Source organism: Enterococcus italicus (assembly GCF_023743875.1).
In the GTDB taxonomy this organism is placed as follows: Bacteria; Bacillota; Bacilli; order Lactobacillales; family Enterococcaceae; genus Enterococcus_G; species Enterococcus_G italicus.
Map to the genome: position 1 here is coordinate 453,683 of NZ_JAMRVB010000001.1, position 20,701 is coordinate 474,383.

Annotated in this window: 21 protein-coding genes; 16 read left to right on the forward strand and 5 right to left on the reverse strand. The window is 39.8% G+C overall.

The features are described from left to right. Window positions 1-721 (forward strand): aldehyde dehydrogenase family protein (locus NE257_RS02105; RefSeq protein WP_251885714.1); only part of this gene is annotated, 721 nt, incomplete at its 5' end. Window positions 722-792: 71 nt separating this feature from the next. Here NE257_RS02105 and NE257_RS02110 read toward each other — a convergent pair. Continuing rightward, window positions 793-1,806, reverse strand: a complete 1,014-nt coding sequence (locus NE257_RS02110) for a zinc-binding alcohol dehydrogenase family protein (RefSeq protein ID WP_251851274.1) — start codon at window positions 1,804-1,806, stop codon at window positions 793-795. A 349-nt stretch (window positions 1,807-2,155) separates the two neighbouring features. Here NE257_RS02110 and yycF point away from each other — a divergent pair, with 349 nt between their 5' ends. Genes yycF through NE257_RS02135 form a run of 5 tightly spaced genes read left to right on the forward strand, consistent with a single transcriptional unit; the run spans window position 2,156 to window position 7,733 of the window. Then, window positions 2,156-2,860 (forward strand): response regulator YycF, encoded by a 705-nt coding sequence (yycF, locus tag NE257_RS02115; RefSeq protein WP_007208771.1) that lies wholly within the window; start codon window positions 2,156-2,158, stop codon window positions 2,858-2,860. Window positions 2,861-2,868: 8 nt separating this feature from the next. Then, window positions 2,869-4,710 (forward strand): cell wall metabolism sensor histidine kinase WalK, encoded by a 1,842-nt coding sequence (gene walK / locus NE257_RS02120; protein WP_251851275.1) that lies wholly within the window; start codon window positions 2,869-2,871, stop codon window positions 4,708-4,710. Continuing rightward, window positions 4,707-6,020 carry a YycH family regulatory protein gene (locus tag NE257_RS02125; RefSeq protein WP_251885715.1) on the forward strand — a complete coding sequence of 438 codons (1,314 nt, stop codon included), beginning with the start codon at window positions 4,707-4,709 and terminating at the stop codon, window positions 6,018-6,020. The genes walK and NE257_RS02125 overlap by 4 nt, the downstream gene beginning before the upstream one ends. Window position 6,021: 1 nt before the next feature. Next, window positions 6,022-6,876: a two-component system regulatory protein YycI gene (locus NE257_RS02130; protein WP_251885716.1), complete on the forward strand. Its 855-nt coding sequence runs from the start codon at window positions 6,022-6,024 to the stop codon at window positions 6,874-6,876. A 50-nt stretch (window positions 6,877-6,926) separates the two neighbouring features. Next, the gene (locus NE257_RS02135) at window positions 6,927-7,733 is read left to right on the forward strand and encodes an MBL fold metallo-hydrolase (protein ID WP_007208767.1); all 807 of its coding nucleotides are present in this window, start codon (window positions 6,927-6,929) and stop codon (window positions 7,731-7,733) included. A 216-nt stretch (window positions 7,734-7,949) separates the two neighbouring features. Here NE257_RS02135 and NE257_RS02140 read toward each other — a convergent pair whose 3' ends face one another. Then, window positions 7,950-8,576: a CPBP family intramembrane glutamic endopeptidase gene (locus tag NE257_RS02140; RefSeq protein WP_251851277.1), complete on the reverse strand. Its 627-nt coding sequence runs from the start codon at window positions 8,574-8,576 to the stop codon at window positions 7,950-7,952. Between the two features lie 203 nt (window positions 8,577-8,779). Here NE257_RS02140 and groES point away from each other — a divergent pair, with 203 nt between their 5' ends. The 6 genes from groES to NE257_RS02170 all read left to right on the forward strand — a co-directional run bounded on the left by groES (window position 8,780) and on the right by NE257_RS02170 (window position 15,655). Then, complete coding sequence (groES, locus tag NE257_RS02145; protein ID WP_007208764.1) at window positions 8,780-9,064, forward strand: co-chaperone GroES; 285 nt, start codon at window positions 8,780-8,782, stop codon at window positions 9,062-9,064. 31 nt (window positions 9,065-9,095) lie between these two features. After that, a complete protein-coding gene (gene groL / locus NE257_RS02150) occupies window positions 9,096-10,721 on the forward strand; it encodes a chaperonin GroEL (protein ID WP_251855017.1) in 1,626 nt (541 codons plus the stop codon). Window positions 10,722-10,923: 202 nt separating this feature from the next. Further along, on the forward strand, window positions 10,924-11,154 hold the full coding sequence (locus NE257_RS02155) for a hypothetical protein (RefSeq protein WP_071859063.1): 231 nt from the start codon (window positions 10,924-10,926) through the stop codon (window positions 11,152-11,154). Window positions 11,155-11,276: 122 nt separating this feature from the next. Next, the gene (locus NE257_RS02160) at window positions 11,277-12,746 is read left to right on the forward strand and encodes a nicotinate phosphoribosyltransferase (protein WP_007208761.1); all 1,470 of its coding nucleotides are present in this window, start codon (window positions 11,277-11,279) and stop codon (window positions 12,744-12,746) included. A gap of 12 nt (window positions 12,747-12,758) precedes the next feature. Then, entirely contained in the window at window positions 12,759-13,583 is an 825-nt protein-coding gene (gene nadE / locus NE257_RS02165) for an ammonia-dependent NAD(+) synthetase (protein ID WP_251885717.1), read from the forward strand. A 251-nt stretch (window positions 13,584-13,834) separates the two neighbouring features. After that, entirely contained in the window at window positions 13,835-15,655 is a 1,821-nt protein-coding gene (locus NE257_RS02170) for an LTA synthase family protein (protein WP_251885718.1), read from the forward strand. A gap of 284 nt (window positions 15,656-15,939) precedes the next feature. Here NE257_RS02170 and nrdI read toward each other — a convergent pair whose 3' ends face one another. Further along, window positions 15,940-16,389: a class Ib ribonucleoside-diphosphate reductase assembly flavoprotein NrdI gene (gene nrdI / locus NE257_RS02175; RefSeq protein WP_251851283.1), complete on the reverse strand. Its 450-nt coding sequence runs from the start codon at window positions 16,387-16,389 to the stop codon at window positions 15,940-15,942. Between the two features lie 56 nt (window positions 16,390-16,445). On the opposite strand from nrdI, the gene NE257_RS02180 reads away from it, so the two are divergent. Continuing rightward, a complete protein-coding gene (locus tag NE257_RS02180) occupies window positions 16,446-17,012 on the forward strand; it encodes a GNAT family N-acetyltransferase (RefSeq protein WP_251851284.1) in 567 nt (188 codons plus the stop codon). Between the two features lies 1 nt (window position 17,013). On the opposite strand, the gene NE257_RS02185 is transcribed toward NE257_RS02180, so the two are convergent. Further along, window positions 17,014-17,529 carry an LURP-one-related/scramblase family protein gene (locus NE257_RS02185; protein WP_007208755.1) on the reverse strand — a complete coding sequence of 172 codons (516 nt, stop codon included), beginning with the start codon at window positions 17,527-17,529 and terminating at the stop codon, window positions 17,014-17,016. Window positions 17,530-17,638: 109 nt separating this feature from the next. Here NE257_RS02185 and NE257_RS02190 point away from each other — a divergent pair, with 109 nt between their 5' ends. From NE257_RS02190 to tsaE, 3 genes are all read left to right on the forward strand, one after another. Continuing rightward, entirely contained in the window at window positions 17,639-18,313 is a 675-nt protein-coding gene (locus NE257_RS02190; protein ID WP_251885719.1) for a uracil-DNA glycosylase, read from the forward strand. Between the two features lie 160 nt (window positions 18,314-18,473). After that, entirely contained in the window at window positions 18,474-19,457 is a 984-nt protein-coding gene (pta, locus tag NE257_RS02195) for a phosphate acetyltransferase (RefSeq protein ID WP_040366864.1), read from the forward strand. 198 nt (window positions 19,458-19,655) lie between these two features. Continuing rightward, entirely contained in the window at window positions 19,656-20,123 is a 468-nt protein-coding gene (tsaE, locus tag NE257_RS02200) for a tRNA (adenosine(37)-N6)-threonylcarbamoyltransferase complex ATPase subunit type 1 TsaE (RefSeq protein ID WP_040366862.1), read from the forward strand. Window positions 20,124-20,165: 42 nt separating this feature from the next. Here the strand turns inward: tsaE and NE257_RS02205 are convergent, their stop codons facing one another. Then, on the reverse strand, window positions 20,166-20,699 hold the full coding sequence (locus tag NE257_RS02205) for a 3'-5' exonuclease (protein ID WP_007208751.1): 534 nt from the start codon (window positions 20,697-20,699) through the stop codon (window positions 20,166-20,168). Between the last annotated feature and the right edge of the window lie 2 nt (window positions 20,700-20,701).

The following is a 20,701-nucleotide window of genomic DNA, read 5'->3' on the forward strand; positions in this document are numbered from 1 at the left end:
GACGTTAGCGAAGGGCGCTGCTGACACAGTGAAAAAAACAGTGCTCGAACTTGGCGGAAAATCGGCTCTGATCTATCTAGAGGGTGGCGATTGTTCCGTAGCTGTCAAAGCTGCAGCGAGTACCGTATTAGATAATCAAGGTCAGACTTGTGCGGCATTGACGCGCTTATTGGTCCCAGAAAGTGAATTGCCAAAAGTCGAAGCTGAATTAAAGAGCTACTATGATCAGGTGGTTGTCGGTGATCCTGCCGACAAAGAAACTCGGGTCGGACCAATGGTATCAAAAAATCAATTAGACACAGTGCTGGACTATATCGAGATAGGCAAAAACGAAGGAGCCAAGGTCTTGATTGGTGGGGAAGCTTTGTCTAGAAAAGGCTATTATGTCCAGCCGACAGTCTTTACAGAAGTGACCAATGACATGCGCATCGCCCAAGAAGAAATCTTTGGACCAGTGTTGGTGGTAATCACCTATCAGACTGTCGAAGAAGCCATCGCGATTGCTAATGACTCAATCTATGGTCTAGCTGGTGGGGTTGTTGGACCCGAAGAAGAGGCTGTGAGCGTAGCAAGACAATTACGTACAGGCAATGTCTTAATCAATGGAGCCTCTCGTGGACCAAAAGTTCCATTCGGAGGCTACAAGCAATCAGGTATTGGTCGTGAGAATGGTCGATATGGTTTGGATGATTATGTTGAAATAAAAGCCATCGTGCGCTAATCAAAAGGTCGAGAACTTAGTAGAACAAGATACTAGGCTGTCGGCCTTTTTCTATGCAAATGGCGAGATCGTTAGTAGGATTCTAACACTACTTTTCCAATCATTTTGCCACTTTCTACTTTTTGGTGTGCCGCTCTCATCGTCTTTGCTGAAATGGGACGAAGGGTTTCCGTTAAAGTCGATCGTATGGCACCTTGGTCCAATAATTGGCTTATAGTTTTCAAAATTTCGTGTTGCGAATAGAGGTCCTTTGTTTGGTACATGGCTTTTGTAAACATGAACTCCCAGACAAAAGTAGCACTTTTGCTTTTTAATTTGCCGAGTTCAAGAGGATGTTCGTTTTCTACGATGGAACAGATTTTACCTTGCGGAGCAATCAACTCGGCCATCGCATCCCAATAAGCATCGGTATTGTTTAAGCAAAGGATGTAGTCCACGTAGTCATAACCTTGAGCGTGTAGCTGTGGAGGCAGGGGTTGGTGGTGATTCAAGACGATCGCTGTCCCATGTTCTTTGGTCCAAGCGACTGTCTCTGGCCGAGAGGCGGTGCCGATCACGGTGAGGCCGGCATGATTGGCTAATTGTGTCGCAATCGAGCCGACACCGCCACTTGCAGCAATAATCAAAATTGTTTTACCCGAATTTGGCTCTATCGCTAATCGCTCAAACAACGCTTCATAGGCAGTGAGTGATGTCAAAGGCATCGCAGCAGCTTCGGCGAATGTCAGCTGGCTTGGCTTTTTTGCTACAAGCCGTTCATCTACTAGCTGAAAGTGACTATTGCTTCCAGGTCGGGTGACATCACCGGCGTAGAAAACTTCATCTCCTTGGGAAAAGAGAGTACAGTCTGGACCGACTGCTTTGACAACACCAGCTGCGTCAAAGCCGAGAATTCTTGGTTCTAAATTTTGGGGTTCGAGTGTTCGTTGTTTTGTGTCTACTGGATTGACCGAGACAGCTTTTACCTCAATGAGTAAATCACGTCCGCTAACATTTGGGATAGGTAATGTAAGATCCAAGAAACTATCGGGATTCTCTAAAGGCAATGCGTGGTAATATCCAACTGCTTTCATCAATTCTGTCATGTTATTCACCAACCTCTCATAGGATAAGCTCAGTATACCAATAAAAGGGAAGACAGTCTGGTTGCGACAATTATTATGTTTTTGTAAAGATTTTCGTGCCTTAACAATTTAAGTGAAACCCAAAAAAATCTTCACAATTTATTCATATTTACATGATAGTATTTATTCATACCAACAAAGTCTTATTTTAAGACAACCCTAACACTTTTTCATTTTTACTCCTGCCTATCGGTCCCCCAAACCGGTAGGCTCTTTTTTTATCTTTCAAATTGAAAGATGAAACGTATTTGAAAATAATGTATAATGGAAGCGTTAGGTTATTCGGAAAGAAAAAACGAGGTGAACCTTAGTGAAAAAAATATTAGTTGTCGATGATGAAAAACCAATCTCGGATATTGTCAAATTTAATCTAAGTAAAGAAGGTTACGAAGTTTTCACGGCTTATGATGGTGAAGAAGCATTGGAAAAAGTTCGTGAAGTGGAACCGGATTTGATTTTACTAGATTTGATGCTACCGAAGATGGACGGACTAGAAGTAGCACGGGAAGTACGGAAGACCTTTGATATGCCGATTATTATGGTAACGGCCAAAGATTCTGAAATTGATAAAGTGCTAGGTCTGGAGCTAGGTGCGGATGATTATGTGACCAAGCCTTTCTCAAATCGTGAGCTTGTTGCCCGTGTAAAAGCGAATTTACGCCGTGGTTCTTCGGCAGCCAAAGAGGCGGAGGAGCAGACCAATTCGGAGCTATCGATTGGTGACTTAACGATTCATCCGGATGCGTATATGGTGACCAAGCACAATGAAGCCATCGAGTTGACCCATCGCGAATTTGAATTGTTGCACTACTTAGCCAAACATATCGGTCAAGTCATGACACGTGAGCATTTGTTGCAGACTGTCTGGGGATATGATTACTTTGGCGATGTACGGACGGTCGATGTGACGGTGCGCCGATTACGTGAGAAGATAGAAGACAATCCAAGCCATCCTAATTATCTAGCGACTCGTCGTGGAGTAGGCTATTACCTTCGTAACCCAGAACAGGAGTAAAGACTTATATGAAAACGAAAGTTCGCTTCGTTCAATCAGTGAACTTTAAAATCGCCCTGACATTTATCTTGATTTTGCTTTTATCAATCGAGATTATCGGGGCGTATTTTATTCGGGGATTAGAACGATCAACCATCAATAATTTTATAATGGATATGAATACGAAAGCATCCAATGTGGCGTATATGGTCAGTTCTGAATTAAGCAAACAAGATGACACAGATACCACGACCACGAATGCCTCCATTCAGCGCTTTTTAGAAAATGATAACAACTCAGAGATTATTGAAATGCGAGTCGTGGATGAAAAGGGAATCTTGCGCGCGACAACGAATGTCAATGATCAAAGCGCTATTGGTAAGCGTAATGATTATCGTGATATGGATGATTTTACAGTCAAAAGTTTTGTCACAGTGGACTCAACGACTGGGAATCGTGTGCAAATTAATGTCCAACCCATCCAGTCTCCCACCGGTGATGCGGTAATTGGTGCGTTGTATATTAAGAGTAATCTTGAAAAGGAATATGCTCAAATTAATGATATCGCCGTGATTTTTATTTCGGCGTCGTTGATTGCAGCGTGTATCTCGATGATTATTGCCTTATTTGTAGCACGCTCGATTACCCAGCCGATTGGTGAGATGCGTCAGCAAGCCTTACGCATCGCGCGGGGTGATTATTCAGGGAAAGTCGCGATTCATGCCCAAGATGAATTAGGACAGTTGGCTGATACATTTAATCAGTTAGCAGAGCAGATTGAGGAGACACAAGAAGCCATTGAGTCCGAGCGGAACCGACTAAATAGTGTCCTTTCGCATATGACCGATGGCGTTATCGCGACCGATCGTCGAGGGAAAGTCATTACAATTAATGAAATGGCACTTTCTTTATTAGATAAAAAAAATGAAGAAGAAGCAATAGGCCAGTCAATTTTGGACTTGTTAGAGATTGGGGAGGAGTATACGTTACGGACATTGCTAGAAAGTTCAAATGAAATGTTACTGCATCGTTCCTCCAGTGAGGTCGAGAGCGGCCAGTTAATTTTAAGAGTCGATTTTTCGATGATTCGCCGTGATTCAGGGTTTATTTCTGGGATTGTTGCCGTGATTCATGATGTTACTGAGCAGGAAAAGACGGAAAAAGAACGGCGTGACTTCGTATCCAATGTCTCTCATGAGCTACGGACACCGTTGACAAGTATGCATAGTTATTTAGAAGCATTGAGTGATGGTGCATGGCGCGATGAAGAAATCGCACCAGATTTCTTGAAAGTAACCTTGGATGAAACAGATCGGATGATTCGCATGATTAATGATTTACTGAATCTTTCACGTATGGACGGTGGCAATGCGCAATTACAAAAAGAGTATGTCAACTTTAATGAACTCGTCCACTTCGTACTGAATCGCTTTGATATGATGGTTACAGGTAAAGAAAAACGATACGTCATTCGTCGTGACTTCACCCAACGAGATCTATGGGTAGAAGTAGATGCCGATCGCATGATTCAAGTGATTGATAATATTATGAACAATGCAATCAAATACTCCCCAGATGGTGGGGTCATCACTGTCTCTTTATCCGAAACACACAATCATATTTTATTAAGTATTCGGGACCAAGGGATGGGGATCCCTAAAGTCGATTTAGCTAAAATTTTTACTCGTTTTTACCGAGTAGATAAAGCTCGCGCACGCAAGCAAGGTGGCACGGGATTAGGACTAGCTATTTCAAGAGAAGTCATCAAAGCACACAAAGGATCAATCTGGGCAGAAAGTAAAGAAAATTACGGGTCAACTTTTTATATTAGCTTGCCGTATGAACCATATGAGGAGGACTGGTGGGAATGAGATGGAAACGGATAGCGCTTCGTTTAGGGTTAATTGCGATGATCGTGCTCAGTTTTTATTTGTCTTATTTAATCTGGCTGAATCCGAGCAATAAAACAGGACTGGATACCACCCAAAGCGGCGATACTACCACAGAAAAAGAAGTTAGCTCAAGAAGTATGGCAGATGTTTTCTTGCCTTTAAAACTAGTCAGTGTTACGAAAGGCAACACACAGGAGACTAGTTCAGAAGTCGTGATAAAAAAAGTACTTAAAAAAATTGAAGAAACAAAAATGTCAAATCCAAAATTGATGGAATACACTACGGATGCTGAATTTGAGGCAAATCATCAACTAACAGATGGGCTCGAATTAACTTTAATGAACGAAATGTCTCTTGCTGAATGTATTGAGCTTTTGAATTTACGACTTACCTTAAATCAATCATTAACAGACAAAGACCTGACCTTTGATCATGCACAAATTGATTATAAAACAGCAACATTTCGTTTCTTGAACTCAAAGAAGCACTATATAGTAACCGTGGCTTTTGATGGTGACTTTGATAAAATCAAATCCTTATTAGCAGAAAATGAGGCGAGTTGGTACAGTGTTTTACTCGATTCTTCTTTGATTAGCAGTCAATATGTTACCAATAAGCCCATTGAATTAAAACTGTATAGCTACATTTCTTCTGTACAGTCGTTTACATTGTTTCGCGATAGCTTCTTTACGAATCCTTCTAATGCAAAAAGTAGTGATGATAGTTCAGACTTAATGATTGTCGATCAATCCGAGATTATGACCGTGCAAATACAAGACAGTCTTGTCGAATTTCGTGATACCAATATTACGAATATCGACGATAATTTGTATAAGGCAAGCTACCAATACATTCGCTATCTCGGAACGAATTACGGGAACTTACGCTTTATGAATCGCAATGGCAACACGATTGATTATCGGGTATTTGTGGAGGGATATCCTGTCTTTAGTACCAATAAAGAGGGGTTAGTAACGACTTCATTTTCGAAAAATCGGCAATCGGACTCGTGGTCTGTCAGTATCGATGCCAATATGAATACAATCCAAGTACCAATCCCGTCCGATCAAACAGTTCAAATACCTGCTAGTCAAACGGTACTAGAAGAGTTGAAAAGTCAAGGTGCTGATCTGACAAAACTCACAGCCCTTATTATTGGATACAAATGGAATGATATTAAAGATACAGGTGTCGTTGATTTGGTTCCTACTTGGTATGTCAATTACGATAATCACTGGCAAGAGTCGGATACTTTGCTGAAGCAATTTGAAGAAAGTGAGGACGACTAAAATGGGATTTAAGCGCATTGAATGGATTTTTTTCATCGCTTTTTTAGGCGTAAATATCTTTCTAATTAATGTCTATATTGGTTCAAGAAACGATCAAAGCATTATCACAACTTCCAGTCAAAAAATCGCTATCGAGCAACGATTAGAAAATGATGACATTACCTATGATGGGACGCTTTCGAGTGTATCAGAGACAGGCTATTATCTCTCGGGTACGGCAACGACCATGCAGTCACTCTATAATGAAAATGCGACCGATAATAAAAAATTACTAAATGATGGCACGACGACTTTCGATGGAACAAAGTTGACGCATACATTATCTGAGCATTTTCTCGTAAAAGATAAAGAGCAATTGGCTAAAGCAAGCCAAACTTATTGGAAAAAAAGGGTAATGAATGGTTCAGATTATACGTATCAAGTTCATTTTTCGACAATTGGTGAGAATCAAGTGGAGTTAACTGCCACGCAATCGTATGAAGGAATTCCAATCAACGATTCGTCCAGTCAGCTAGTCTTTTCGTTTGCTAGTGAGAATGGCCAATATGTGAACAAAAACTACACACAGACATATGTCGCCAATTTAACACCTTTACGAGAAAAAATGACGCTTTATTCTGAAAAAGATGCCGTTAATACGTTATATATCAATAATCGGATTGCCAAAAAAGCGACGATTGAATGGATTCAATTAGCCTATACCTTGATATTGAATGTTCGCGGACAAAATGTGTATGTACCGGCGTGGTTCGTTTCTATTGAAAAGGCGGATAAATCAACGCAAACAGAAATCGTTAACGCCTTTAGTAATCGTATCATCACAAATGCTTCTGTTCGGAAAGTAGAAAATTATTAAGCAATGGAGTATACTCGAACAAGAAAATCAATAGAAGGAGTTTTCAAAGAATGATGAAGCAAAACGCTTTTCAAGTGAGTATTTTGGCTAGTGGAAGCACAGGAAACTCTTTGTATATCGAGAGTGAAAAAAAGAAAATTTTAATCGATGCTGGACTAAGTGGCAAAAAAATCACATCATTGATGCAAGAAGTCGGCAAAACGCCAGCTGAATTGGATGCGATTTTTGTCACGCATGAGCATCGTGATCATATCCATGGTGTAGGGGTATTAGCGCGCAAGTATCATTTGCCAATCTATGCGAACGAGAAGACATGGGAAGCCATGGCGCCACTAATCGGTAATGTACCAGTTGAGCAAAAGTTTATTTTTGATATGGGCGCTACATTGACGTTTGGTGATTTAGATATTGAAAGCTTTGGCGTATCACATGACGCAGCAGCACCACAATTTTATAAATTTAACAAAGATGGCAAGTCCTTTGTTATGCTTACGGATACTGGGTATTGTAGCGACCATGTTCGAGGAGTTATTCGCAATGCAAATGCCTATTTGATGGAGAGCAATCATGATTTACAAATGCTTAGAATGGGTGGCTATCCTTGGCCATTAAAGCAAAGAATTTTAGGTGATAAAGGTCATTTATCAAATGAAGACGGCGCCTTGGTCATGAATGATATTTTAGGAGATGCGACTAAGCGCATTTACTTAGGACACCTCAGCCGTGAAAACAATCTGAAAGAATTGGCACACCTTACAATGGAAAACACCTTAAAAGAGTACGATAGAGGTGTTGGTGAAGCTTTTCAAATCTACGACACCGACCCTGATAAAGCAACCCACTTATTCGCTATCTAATTAAGGTTGTGACAAAAGCGATTAGATCTGAGCAATAAGTTCGGAAATTTCAAAAATTGCATGTCAATTTTGGGGATTTTTGACTTATTGTGCACAGATCTGCATAAAAGCGAGATAGAAGCAACTATAAGCAAAAAAGCCACCAATCCAGAAGTTTGAGAAATAACTTCTGGATTGGTGGCTTTTTTGTTTGTATATGAACCATTTTGCCTTAGATTAGGTCATAAATAACGATACGACAACGACTAAAGTATTCATCCCAACATGACTAATAATCGAGGTCCAAATGCGTCCGGTTTTGATATAAAGCATACTAAATACAAGGCCCAAAGCAGTGTATAGTAAGATATGACCATCATCATGAATTATCGCAAAGACTAAACTACTGACAATCACCGCAAACCATAAAGGTGTTTTCGTTTCTAACAGACCAATCAGCGCCCGCCGAAAGACAAATTCTTCTAAAATCGGACCGCCTACTGATACGGCTAGAATAAACAAATAGTTGCTTTTAATAAAAGACAAAATAGTATTCGTATTTTGAGAACTGCTTGCTTCTCCTAATACACTCACTTCAATTTGGCTAGCAATATTTTGTACAAAAATAGCTAAGAAGATTCCTGCTACCCCCCAAATGATGATCGTTTTCCAAGGTTTTGGTTTGGATTCAAATGCGAGTGTTGTCTGACTGATGTGATACAGCCAAGCGAGCAAAAGAGCGCCACCTAAATAAAAAACAATCGTAGCCCATAATGCAGAAGTGATAGTGGGAAACAGCGCTGGTGAGAAATAGCAAATAACATAGATGAGAATGGTCAATAGACCGTATTTTCGTATGGTCAAAAAAACTCCCCCTTTTAAGTTTAGTATAATGATTACTAGTTAAGATACAATCATTGTTTTTTCTCCGTGGAAAAAGTTTAAGAAAAAAAGGGAAAAGACTTGCATAACATTAGAAAAATGAGTAATATTAATTTTGTAAGTTAGCACTCTAAAGATAAGAGTGCTAACAATAAAAAAATCTATTAATTTTGGAGGGATAGACCGTGTTAAAACCATTAGGTGATCGAGTATTGATCGAAGTATCAAAAGAAGAAGAAAAAACAGCCGGAGGATTTGTCTTGGCTTCTGCTGCGAAAGAAAAACCACAAACAGGGGTTGTTGTTGCAGTGGGTGAAGGTCGCGTATTAGATAATGGCGAAACTGCACCTGTTCCAGTGAAAGTGGGCGACACCGTATTATTTGAAAAATACGCAGGCTCCGAAGTGAAATATGAGGGTACTGAATACATGATTTTTGCTGCGAAAGATATCGTAGCAATCGTTGAATAATATAAACTACTACTAATGAGGTGAAATGAAAATGGCAAAAGATATTAAATTTGCAGAAGATGCGCGTGCAGCAATGCTCCGTGGTGTAGATAAATTAGCGGATACAGTAAAAGTAACATTAGGCCCTAAAGGACGTAATGTCGTATTAGAAAAAGGATTTGGCTCGCCATTAATTACTAATGATGGTGTTACAATTGCCAAAGACATCGAATTAGAAGATCATTTTGAAAATATGGGTGCAAAATTAGTTTCAGAAGTTGCATCAAAAACAAATGATATTGCTGGTGATGGTACAACTACTGCCACTGTTTTAACACAAGCAATCGTTCGTGAAGGCTTAAAAAATGTGACAGCTGGTGCGAACCCACTAGGCATTCGTCGTGGTATCGAATTAGCAACAAAAACAGCTGTAGAGCAATTGCACGCAATCTCATCTATCGTGAATACGAAAGAAGCTATCGCGCAAGTAGCAGCTGTCTCATCAGGTAGCGAACAAGTCGGTAATTATATTGCTGATGCGATGGAAAAAGTCGGCAACGATGGCGTCATTACTATTGAAGAATCAAAAGGAATCGAAACAGAATTAGATGTCGTTGAAGGGATGCAATTTGACCGTGGTTACCTATCTCAATACATGGTGACTGATAACGACAAGATGGAAGCTGTCCTTGATAATCCTTATGTATTGATTACAGATAAAAAAATCTCAAACATTCAAGACGTGTTACCATTATTAGAACAAATCTTACAACAAAGCAAACCTTTATTAATCATTGCTGATGATGTAGACGGTGAAGCATTGCCAACTCTTGTCCTAAATAAAATTCGTGGAACATTTAATGTTGTTGCGGTAAAAGCACCGGGATTTGGTGATCGTCGTAAAGCAATGTTAGAAGATATTGCTATCTTAACAGGTGGTACTGTCATTACTGAAGACTTAGGTCTTGAATTAAAAGACGCAACAATCGAAATGTTAGGTCGTGCTAGCAAAGTTGTTGTCGATAAAGACAACACAACGATTGTTGAAGGGGCTGGCGACAAAGATGCGATTGATGCACGTGTTCAAACAATTCGCAAACAAATTGAAGACACAACATCTGATTTTGACCGTGAAAAATTACAAGAACGTCTAGCGAAATTAGCTGGTGGAGTGGCTGTAATTAAAGTCGGTGCTGCGACTGAAACAGAATTAAAAGAATTAAAACTTCGCATTGAAGATGCTTTAAATGCTACTCGTGCTGCCGTAGAAGAAGGTATGGTTTCTGGTGGTGGTACAGCATTAGTCAATGTTATTGAAAAAGTTGCCGCTGTTGAAGCAGAAGGCGACGTAGCGACAGGGGTACGAATCGTTGTTCGTGCACTTGAAGAACCAGTTCGTCAAATCGCTGAAAATGCCGGCTACGAAGGTTCAGTGATCATTGACAAATTAAAACGTTCTGAACTTGGTATTGGGTTTAATGCTGCGACAGGTGAATGGGTAAATATGCTTGAAGCTGGGATCGTTGACCCAACTAAAGTGACTCGTTCTGCATTACAAAATGCTGCGTCAGTTGCTGCATTATTATTAACGACTGAAGCAGTTGTCGCTGACAAGCCAGAACCTGCAAAACCTGCTGCACCAGCAATGGATCCATCAATGATGGGCGGCATGATGTAGGAAAGATGATGAAAGAATCCCTCTCGAGGGGTTCTTTTTTTTTCTATTTTCTATCGCTATACTTTTCTTTCAGGTAAAATAATAGATATGGAATTGACTGAACGGGTACAGGACATGACAAAAAAATTCATTTCCATTGCTTTTACTAGTAGCACTATTTTTTGTAGGGGCCTATTTCATTATGACTGGGAGCCAGTCGTGATTGACAGGCAAGTGGGAATCTCAAGATGACTATCAAACAACGATGACTCTTACGAAAACGAATGATACATTGACCTATCAAGTAGATGATCAAAAACGTACGCTAACGCAAGTCAATCAAGGAGCAAAAGATACATCGGTCTATAAAGACAGTAGTGGTGCGACGTACAAATTCATAAAAAAAAAACGAAGCAAGAACTGTATTTTGTTTTTACTGCCAAAGAGGGACTAGTAGGAAAACGAATCGTATCGTCTATAAAAAAGTAGCTGAATCCAAGTAAAATGAATTGTTTCCCGATTTATCGGCTAGTCTGATATAATGTAGGGAAAGAAAATGATAGAGGAGTTAAGGTCATGCAGAAAATATATGCAGATGATAGTTTCACACTACATACAGATTTGTATCAGATTAACATGATGCAAACGTATTGGGAGCTGGGGAGAGCAGATAAGCATGCCGTCTTTGAATGTTACTTTAGAGAAATGCCTTTCAAACATGGCTATGCTATTTTTGCTGGATTGGAACGTTTGGTAGATTATTTGAATAATTTACGATTTACTGAGACGGATATTGCTTATCTTCGCGAAGTTGGTGGGTACCAAGAAGGATTTTTATCTTATCTAAAAGAATTTCGATTTGCGTGTGATGTTCGTTCGACATTGGAAGGTGACTTGGTATTTAGCAATGAGCCAATCATTCAAGTCGAAGGACCCATTGCCCATGCTCAATTGATCGAAACAGCCCTACTAAACATTGTCAATTTCCAAACGTTGATTGCGACGAAAGCAGCGAGAATCAAATCAGTTATCGGAAAAGACCCATTACTAGAATTTGGTTCACGACGGGCGCAAGAATTCGATGCAGCCATCTGGGGAACGAGAGCCGCTTATATAGGTGGAGCAGATGCGACGAGTAATGTTCGAGCTGGAAAAATTTTTGGTATTCCAGCCAGTGGAACGCATGCACATTCACTCGTGCAGTCTTATGGCAATGATTACGATGCCTTTATTGCTTATGCAAAAACACACAAAGACTGTGTTTTCTTAGTTGATACTTATGATACACTTAAATCAGGTGTCCCTAATGCCATTCGCGTAGCTCGTGAAATGGGTGATCAGATTCGCTTTTTAGGTGTTCGGATTGATAGTGGTGATATGGCCTACATTTCAAAAAAAGTTCGTGAGCAATTGGATGAAGCTGGCTTTACTGAGGCTAAAATTTATGCATCGAATGATTTGGACGAGAACACAATTCTAAGTCTAAAAATGCAAAAGGCAAAAATTGATGTCTGGGGCGTCGGTACGAAATTAATTACCGCTTACGATCAACCTGCCTTAGGTGCAGTATACAAATTGGTTTCTATTGAAAATGATAGTGGCGAAATGATTGATACGATTAAGCTATCAAGCAATGCTGAAAAAGTATCCACACCAGGGAAAAAACAAGTGTGGCGCATCACTAGAAAATCAAATGGTAAATCAGAAGGTGATTATGTGACGTTATGGGATGAGGATCCTCGCGAAGAAGAGGAGATTTTTATGTTCCATCCTGTGCATACATACATCAATAAGACCGTACGTGATTTCCATGCACGCCCTATCTTGCAAGATATTTATCAAAGAGGTGAACTCACCTATACGCTACCGAAGCTTGATGAAATCAAACAATTCTCACAAGAACGATTAGATTCATTATGGGATGAATACAAGCGTGATTTAAATCCGCAGCCCTACCCAGTCGACTTGTCGACTGATTGCTGGAATCATAAAATGAAGATTATGGCGGAAGTTCGCGACTACGTAAAAGACTTAGCGACAGAATAAGGAGGCAGTCATATGACATTGCAACAAGAAATTATTCAGGAATTAGGCGTAAAACCAACCATTGATCCACAGGAAGAGATTCGTAAAAGTATTGATTTCCTAAAAAGCTATATGGGGAAATTTCCATTTTTACAAACCTATGTACTAGGTATTAGTGGCGGACAGGATTCTTCACTAGCTGGCCGCTTGACTCAATTGGCGATGGAAGAATTACGAAATGAAACAGGAAATCCAAACTACCAATTTGTAGCAGTTCGTCTACCGTATGGAGAGCAAGCTGATGAAGCTGATGCTCAAAAAGCTTTGACATTTATAAAACCAGATGTAGCTCTGCGTGTAAATATAAAAAAAGCTGTCGATGCTCAAGTAGCGGCGATTGAGGAAAGCGGCATCGGTATTGGGGATTTTAATAAGGGGAATATGAAAGCTCGTCAGCGAATGATCACCCAATATGCCATTGCAAGTGAGAAAAAAGGTGCTGTAATTGGTACGGATCACGCGGCTGAAAATATTACCGGCTTCTTCACAAAATTTGGGGATGGTGGTGCGGATATTCTTCCTATCTTCCGTCTGAACAAACGACAAGGCAAACAACTATTGCAAGCGCTCGGTGCTCCTGCTGAAATTTATAACAAAGTGCCGACTGCCGATTTAGAAGATGGTCGTCCACTGATTGCTGATGAAGTGGCTCTAGGTGTGACCTATGATGATATTGATGATTATTTAGAAGGCAAAGAAGTATCAGCTGCTGCAAAAGAAACCATCGAAAATTGGTGGGTAAAAACACAACACAAACGCCATTTACCAATTACAATTTTTGATGATTTTTGGAAATAATAACCAATGAATTAATTGGCAATCTATCGCCCGAAAAGCTGGCATGATACGATTTCTCGGGTGATGGATGGTCTTTTATAGACTATTTTATGAACTTAGTAAAAATGAAAAGGGTTTTGTTTGCAACTCTATTATGAATATCATATAATAAATTTACAGAAGTTTTGGGGAAGACTCTGTTAACAACGTCGAGAGGAAAACAGAAATGTTTCCTCTTTTTTGTATATAAAAATAGAATGGAGAATTGTCCCATGTCCAAACGCATCAAAGGACTGTATTTTTTAGGAATGCTCTGGAGTATGATCCTTCCCTTTCTTAGTAATCTTTATTTGCAGTGGTGTCAAAACAACTTGTCATTTGCTACAGCTATTCAATTTGCCTTTTCATGGCATACGAGTAAATTCTTTTTAGGTGTGCTTGTTTTATGGGTTCTTTTTTTATTTATTTGGAGTATATTAGGCAAACTCAAGTATAGCAGTTTGTTTTTTGTGATTTCTATTGGTCTCATTGGTTTTGCAGACTATCAAAAAATGAGCTTACGCAGTGAACCACTGTATCCAGATGATCTGAAGATGGTGGTTCAATGGCAGATGCTACATGATATTGTTGGCACGCCAATTTTTATTCTTTGTGTAGTGATGATTTTCATTGGTTTGGGATTGCTTGTTTGGAGTATGTATTGTAGCCTGCGATTGCAAAAAAAAATGCAATTCGTGCGGGTGAGTACGTTGCTTATTTCAGGTGGCTTATTAGGATATGCGAGTAATTTTAACGATGATACGAATTTGCTGCGACAAGCATTTAACCAATCAGCGACTTGGGTTTCTTATTCGCAAGAGATGAATTATTACAATGTTGGCTTTATTGGCGGCTTTTTGTATAATTTGCACGTGGAAGCGATGGAGGAACCATCCGGCTATTCAGAAGAAGCCATCCAAAAAATTGTCGCAAAATATACAAAGCTAGCTTCAGAAAACAATCAAGAGACCGATACTGAGCAACCCAATATTATCTATATTCAAAGTGAGAGTTTTTCAGACCCTTCACGATTGATAGGTGTCGATGTCAGTGGGGATCCACTAAGTTCTTATAAAAAGCTCGCAAGTAAGTCGTTTAGTGGTCAAATGCTTTCACAAAACTACGGAGGTGGCACTGCCAATATTGAATTTGAAGCATTGACAAGTTTTTCGATGGAGCTTTTGACTAGTCAAATGACAACACCTTATACGATGCTCGTACCGAAGCTAAGCAATCTACCGTCACTGGTTTCATTTTTAAAGAAGCAAAACTATCAAACGACGGCCATCCATCCATACGCTACGTCGATGTATAAACGCACGGATGTCTACAGCGTTTTGGGATTTGATGACTTTTTAAATGAAGAGGATATTGAAGAGCCGACAAAAATTGAAAATAACCCATATATTTCCGATGAAGCAGTGTATAATCAGATAATCGACACGTTAGATACCAGTGAGCAGGCGCAATTTATTCATTTTGTTACGATGCAGACACATATGCCCTACGGAAATAAATACGATGAAACAGAGTATGCAGTTAGTGGCACAGGAAATTCCATCACTGCCAATGACTACGCGCAAGATATCGCTTATAGTAGTCAATCGTTGAGTGCATTTGTGAGTGAATTAGCGAAGCTAGATCGGCCTACGATTGTTGTCTTCTGGGGTGATCATTTACCTAGCATCTATTCAGATAGTACAAAAGCGGCGAATTCAGCGGTGACTCTTCATTTGACCGAGTACTTAATGTACAGTACTGCGCAAGATTGGTCGACAGATACAACGAATACATTGAGTCCATATTATTTTGCTCCGACTTTACTAAAGAAAGCGCAGCTGCCTATTTCCGGCTTTTATGAGCTATTGAGTCAGGTAGAGGCCTTTTTACCTGCATCAGAAAAAGGAAGAAGTTATTATCAAGGAACTTGGCAGCAATTAGCGGAACTAACAGAAGAAGAACAAGAAATATACCACGATTATGAGCTGATTCAATATGATCAATTACAAGGAAAGCAATACAGTACTTCTGCCTTTTTCCAAGTTGCACCTTAAAGCAAGTCTACCTAGCACAGTAAACAGCTGAGACGGAATTATTTAGCTACAAGCAAACAGTCCGAAAAATCCAGTATTTTTTCTCAAACTATTGGATTTTCCGGCTTTTTTTTGTTGTCAAGAGCTAAAAAATAGAAAAAAGCGATTGTTTCACACCTGAAAATGATAAAAAAAGAAAACGATAAAAAAAACGAGTAAACTACGCCTTTTTTCAGTTTTCTTACGAAAGCGAGAAAGTTATTTTTTGTGAAACGAGCAACCTCAGTAACATTCATGTGGATAACTTAATTGCTCGAGAGTGAGGATAAAATTGAATAAATTTGTTCGATTTCATTAGGCATGCCTCTCAGTTCAAAGTCTGCTAAAAAAGGGACTGAAAATTGTTCGGCATATTGTTTGGCAGTCAGACAATATTGCAAGTTGAAGTTTTTGTTGCCACTACCGATTATTCCAAGACAAAGCGTCGCATTATCTTTATAGGCGATATAATCGCGCATCGCCTCTGTCAGTATCTCCTGATCACCGTTATCGATGCCATTGCCACCTTCAAGATAAGTAGGGACGCAGACGACAAAGGGTTCTGATTCTTGACGAAGGACGCTATTGTCGGTAATTTCTTTTATTTGTATAATTGGATTGTCGATAGCTTCGTTATGTTTTTTTATGGAAAGCTCCTTCATGCGCTGGGCGAAGGATTTGGTATTTCCTGAGATTGAGATATAAAGTAGATTCATTACAGCCGCTCCTTTAGTTAAGTAGGTAAAATAGAAAAAGAAAAGAGGATATACACATGGTCATACGTAAAGCAACACCAAACGATCGTCCTGCTATAGCAAACTTACTGATGGTTATTTTTAAAGATATGGAGCTTGCGATGCTTCAAAAAGTTTCGGAAGAAGAGCTAGTGGATATGCTCGTACAAGCGATGGCAGAGCCAACTTATCGATACAACGAATCACGCGGTCTTGTGGAAGAAATCGATGGACAAGTGGCAGGTATCGCTTTTGGGTATCCTTCTGAGCAAGAAGCAATCATTGATCAAGCTTGGCTATCAGTCGCACAAAAGCATCTTACAGGTGATGTTCGTTTGTTTACTGATCCGGAAGGCTTTCCAAATGAGTGGTATATTGACTCAGTGTGTGTGCATCCTGACTTTCGCGGTCATGGAATTGGCACATCGTTGCTACAAGCTGTCCGTAAGACTGCCAAGCAAGCGGGTAAAGATAAGATGGGGCTGTGTTGTGACTTTGCCAATGTGCAAGCTAAGAAACTATATGAGCGCTTGGGGTTTGCAGTGGTAGGCGAGCAAGTGTTAAGCAATCATCCGTACTACCATATGCAAAAACCAATCGAATAACTTACGAAAAATCAGGTGTCGCATCTAAATCAATGTCGGTCTGCTTCTTTCGATTGTATAGCCAATAATCCATAATCGCCGCAATACAAATACAAATAGGTGCATCGGCAGCTTCGGGGATAGATAATACGTAATAATCACCAGTCACTAGCGTTGCCTTGTCCATCTCCATGACAACTTTATTAAAATGATGGATGGCATAACGATGATTGTATATATCACCAAAAACCATCCAGCGTAGTTGTTGGATATAGTAAAAGTCGCCGGGCCAATTGAAAATTTTTTTTAATGAACCGACTTTTTTAAAGCCGTTATACAGATCAAATTTGTGGCCAAAGATGACACTGGATTGCTTGATGCGAGCGACTAAATCGCCATTCATTTTGTATAGAGCAAGCACATCACCTTTGCCGCCCCATTTACCGACAAGTAAAAAAAGGGAAATGCCTTGTTCATCTTTTACGAGCGTACGGGTAACCGAACTAAGTTGTCGCTCTTGAATAAAATACTCTGGCATGTGACGCACTTCCTTCTAGCGTAGTGATCATTTCTAGTCATAGTTTACCACAAAAACTAGCTTGATTCAGTCGCCAAGAAGAAAATCGAATGAAGAAAAGAGGAGAATTATGACTGAATTTATACACAATAGTTGGCAAACACTACTCGCTGAAGAGTTTCAAAAACCGTATTATCTTCAGCTCCATGAATTTCTAAAAAAAGAATACCAAGAACAAACAATCTATCCGTCAATGTATCACATCTATGAGGCGTTGCAACGCACTCCGTATGAAACTGTTAAAGTGGTAATTTTAGGTCAAGATCCATATCACGGGATAAACCAAGCACACGGGTTATCCTTTTCAGTACAAAAAGGGGTGACCATCCCACCATCACTTAAAAATATTTATAAAGAATTGCACGATGATATTGGTTGTCCAATCCCAACGAGTGGAGATTTATCCGAATGGGCTGACCAAGGCGTATTGCTTTTAAATACAGTATTAACTGTGCGAGCAGGTCAAGCCAACTCGCACAAAGGCAAGGGTTGGGAGCAATTAACAGATGCCATCATTCAAAAATTAAATCAGCGAGAAGAGCCGGTAATTTTTATTTTGTGGGGGAGTCAAGCGCAAAAGAAGAAGGAGCAAATCGATTGTTCAAAACACATAGTTATTGAATCCGTTCATCCGAGTCCATTATCGGCCTATCGTGGCTTCTTTGGCTCCCGTCCATTTTCCAAAGCGAATGATGCGTTACTTGCTCTAGGGAAACAGCCAATTGACTGGTCAGTGCATGAGTAATACACAATTTTAAGGTGTGTAGAATAGAAAATAGGAGATTTTTGTGATTTTCCGAACAGGAAAACAGTTTTTTTATAATACAGTGTAAAAAAACTGTTTTTTTTAGAATTGATAGTGTATGATGAAGATGTATGAATTGATAAAATTGGAGGGTTCTGTAATGGAATTGTTTGATAGTTTAAAATTTAAGATTGTGCGTCGTGGTATTAAAATCGCGTTCCCTGAAGCTACAGATACAAGAATTTTGAGTGCGGTTGCACGATTAAAAGGGGAAGAATTAGTTGAACCAGTACTAATCGGTAATCGTGGCGAAATTGAAAAAGCTGCGAAAACGCGTGGGATTTCAATCGAAAACTTGACAGTGTATGATCCAGATGACTGCGCACGTTGGGATGAAATTGTTGAAGCGTTTGTTGAACGACGTAACGGCAAAACAACCAAAGAACAAGCTGAAAAATTATTAAAAGACGAAAACTATTTTGGTACGATGCTGACTTACATGGGGATTACTGATGGATTAGTGTCAGGTGCCATTCACTCAACAGGTGACACAGTAAGACCAGCTCTACAAATCATCAAAACTAAACCAGGTATTAGCCGTACAAGTGGTGCATTCTTAATGATTCGCGGGAATGAACAAGAAAAATATTTATTCTCTGACTGTGCAATCAATGTTGCACCAACACCACAAGAATTAGCTGAAATCGCTGTTGCTTCTGCACATACTGCAAAAATGTTTGATATTGATCCAAAAGTCGCAATGTTAAGCTTCTCTTCAAAAGGTTCTGCTAAAGCACCTCAAGTTGATGCGACAGTTGAAGCAACGAGATTAGCTCAAGAATTAGCTCCTGAGCTTGATATCGATGGCGAATTGCAATTTGATGCGGCATATATCCAATCAGTTGCCCAATTAAAAGCACCAGACTCTAAAGTTGCTGGTAAAGCGAATGTTTTTGTTTTCCCTGACTTACAATCTGGAAACATTGGTTACAAAATTGCGCAACGTTTCGGTAACTTTGAAGCAATCGGACCAATCTTACAAGGCCTAAACAAACCAATTTCTGATTTGTCTCGTGGCTGTAACGAAGAAGATGTTTACAAATTAACAATTATTACTGCAGCTCAATCTTTATCAAACGAATAAGCAAGATTGACTAAGCTGAGATAGAACAGTAGAGTTATAAGCAAAAGCCAAGAAAATCCAAAAGTTGTTTTTCAACTCTTGGACTTTCTGGCTTTTTGTCGTAGTAACAAATTCTATGTCAGGCTACAACAGTCGTATTTTGAATTTCTTCAAAAAACAAGGTATACTGCTAAAAGAGAATCAAAATGGAGGAACATGATGTACGAAGCAAAAGATGAAGAAGCTACGAAGCAATTTGCTTTCTTATTAGGACAAGCTGCCAAAGCAGGTGATGTGGTTGTGCTAACAGGTGATTTGGGTGCAGGCAAGACGACGTTTAGCAAAGGGATAGCGGAGGGCTTAGGCATTACGCAAATGATTAAAAGTCCGACGTATACGATTATTCGCGAGTATACGCAAGGTCGGCTTCCTTTTTATCATATGGATGTCTATCGGATAACGACAGGCTATGATGATCTGGGCTTGGATGATTATTTTGAAGGAGATGGCTTGACTGTTGTCGAATGGGGAAATCAGCTAGGCAAATGGCTACCCGAGGACTATCTAGAAGTTATTATCAAAAAAGATCCTAATGATGTAGCGAAACGAATCATTGCACTGGCACCTCACGGAGAAAAAGGCTCTGCATTATCAGTCAAGCTTATGAAAGCTTGGTCAGAAAACTAAAAAAGATGAAGTCCAGCTTAGCGCAAATGGACTTCATCTTTTTTAAATACTTCGAACGAATTTTTTTAGTGGCGTGCGCCCAAATTCTTTTTCTTGAGCGAGTAAAATTTCCGCACAGGCGCGACTATCTTCTAATGCATCGTGGTGATTTAGTAGTGGGATATCTAAATACCCGCAAACGGTATTTAGACGATGATTCGGCAAGTTTTGATAAAATTTGCGACTTGTTCGCACCGTGTCTAGCGTTAAGTAATGGGGTTGTTCAAGATTGTAGTAGTCCAAACAGCCAGCCAATACACCATTATCAAACGGAGCATTGTGGGCAATAATCAAGCTGTATGGATTAAAGTACTGAGCGATGCTCTCCCAGACCTCTGGGAATTTAGGGGCCGTTTTGACATCTTGTGGCTTAATTCCATGAATTTGGATGTTACGCCAAAAGAAAGACGTTTCCGGCTGAATTAACGAATAATATTCGCCGACTATTTTACTATCACGTACCATGACGAGTGCCAAAGAACAAGCACTATGGCGTTGGTGGTTGGCAGTCTCAAAGTCCATTGCAATAAAATTCATGT

Coding starts and splice junctions, on each gene's coding strand:
- NE257_RS02110 (WP_251851274.1), bottom strand. CDS start 1,806: ATGACAGAATTGATGAAAGCAGTTGGATATTACCACGCATTGCCTTTA.
- walK (WP_251851275.1), top strand. CDS start 2,869: ATGAAAACGAAAGTTCGCTTCGTTCAATCAGTGAACTTTAAAATCGCC.
- NE257_RS02125 (WP_251885715.1), top strand. CDS start 4,707: ATGAGATGGAAACGGATAGCGCTTCGTTTAGGGTTAATTGCGATGATC.
- NE257_RS02130 (WP_251885716.1), top strand. CDS start 6,022: ATGGGATTTAAGCGCATTGAATGGATTTTTTTCATCGCTTTTTTAGGC.
- NE257_RS02135 (WP_007208767.1), top strand. CDS start 6,927: ATGATGAAGCAAAACGCTTTTCAAGTGAGTATTTTGGCTAGTGGAAGC.
- groL (WP_251855017.1), top strand. CDS start 9,096: ATGGCAAAAGATATTAAATTTGCAGAAGATGCGCGTGCAGCAATGCTC.
- NE257_RS02160 (WP_007208761.1), top strand. CDS start 11,277: ATGCAGAAAATATATGCAGATGATAGTTTCACACTACATACAGATTTG.
- nadE (WP_251885717.1), top strand. CDS start 12,759: ATGACATTGCAACAAGAAATTATTCAGGAATTAGGCGTAAAACCAACC.
- NE257_RS02170 (WP_251885718.1), top strand. CDS start 13,835: ATGTCCAAACGCATCAAAGGACTGTATTTTTTAGGAATGCTCTGGAGT.
- nrdI (WP_251851283.1), bottom strand. CDS start 16,389: ATGAATCTACTTTATATCTCAATCTCAGGAAATACCAAATCCTTCGCC.
- NE257_RS02180 (WP_251851284.1), top strand. CDS start 16,446: ATGGTCATACGTAAAGCAACACCAAACGATCGTCCTGCTATAGCAAAC.
- NE257_RS02185 (WP_007208755.1), bottom strand. CDS start 17,529: ATGCCAGAGTATTTTATTCAAGAGCGACAACTTAGTTCGGTTACCCGT.
- NE257_RS02190 (WP_251885719.1), top strand. CDS start 17,639: ATGACTGAATTTATACACAATAGTTGGCAAACACTACTCGCTGAAGAG.
- pta (WP_040366864.1), top strand. CDS start 18,474: ATGGAATTGTTTGATAGTTTAAAATTTAAGATTGTGCGTCGTGGTATT.
- tsaE (WP_040366862.1), top strand. CDS start 19,656: ATGTACGAAGCAAAAGATGAAGAAGCTACGAAGCAATTTGCTTTCTTA.
- NE257_RS02205 (WP_007208751.1), bottom strand. CDS start 20,699: ATGAATTTTATTGCAATGGACTTTGAGACTGCCAACCACCAACGCCAT.